This is a genomic window from Dubosiella newyorkensis, from assembly GCF_001945605.1.
Lineage (GTDB): Bacteria > Bacillota_I > Bacilli_A > Erysipelotrichales > Erysipelotrichaceae > Dubosiella > Dubosiella newyorkensis.
The window spans coordinates 1-756 of sequence record NZ_MPKA01000114.1 but is presented as its reverse complement, the minus strand read 5'-3'; the positions used below and the strand labels follow the sequence as shown (position 1 = coordinate 756).

Annotated in this window: 1 protein-coding gene and 1 pseudogene; both read left to right on the top strand. The window is 43.4% G+C overall.

What is annotated here, in order from left to right; all coding sequences use genetic code 11:
• Nucleotides 1–181: hypothetical protein (locus BO225_RS12440; protein WP_198936074.1), on the top strand; the 181-nt coding region annotated here is incomplete at its 5' end.
• 35 nt (nt 182–216) lie between these two features.
• Nucleotides 217–756: pseudogene (locus BO225_RS11075) on the top strand (IS256 family transposase); the annotation flags it as partial.

The following is a 756-nucleotide window of genomic DNA, read 5'->3' as shown; positions in this document are numbered from 1 at the left end:
TCCGCAGGAACGTTTTCACGGTCTTACTGCATCTGAAGTAAGAGAAGCTGCAAAAGCAACCGATGAACCGGTACTGTATCCAATCAAAGAGAATAAACGAATCAAAAAATACTGGGAAGGTATAGATAAAAAAAAGGCCTCTTTAATAGCAAGTGCTATTAAAGAGGCGGATCTCCAGTAAATTATTTCCCGTGTCTACTTGACAGGGGGCTGATCAAATCCACCGAAGCCACTATTCTGTCTTTGTTTGAAAAAGGCCTGACAAACTCTGAGATCGCGGCTATGATCCAGGAACTGTGCGGAGTCAAGTATTCTCGGCAGACCATATCCAATATAACCGATCATGTCATCGAGTCGATCGATGCTTTTAAAAACAGGACGCTGAACGATGAGTATGCCGTCATTTATCTGGATGGTACAGCCATGGCCATGCGAAGAGACACCGTATCGAAGGAAATGGTCCATATCGCTTTAGGGGTCCGGACTGACGGTACAAAAGAAATCTTAGGCTATCTTATCGCACCTACAGAATCGGCCCAGGCCTGGAAGGAACTGCTCCAGGATCTGAAAGAACGGGGAATAGAAAGAGTCTCTTTGTTCTGCACAGACGGATTGTCCGGAATGGAAGGTGGATTTAGTATTAATGGTGCATCCCTTAAACCTCTGAAAATTCAAGTGGTAGAATGTCATAAGAAGAACAATTTGAATTCCAGAATGAGGAGGAATGAAAAATGGCAAAGCAATATGACAAAGAAT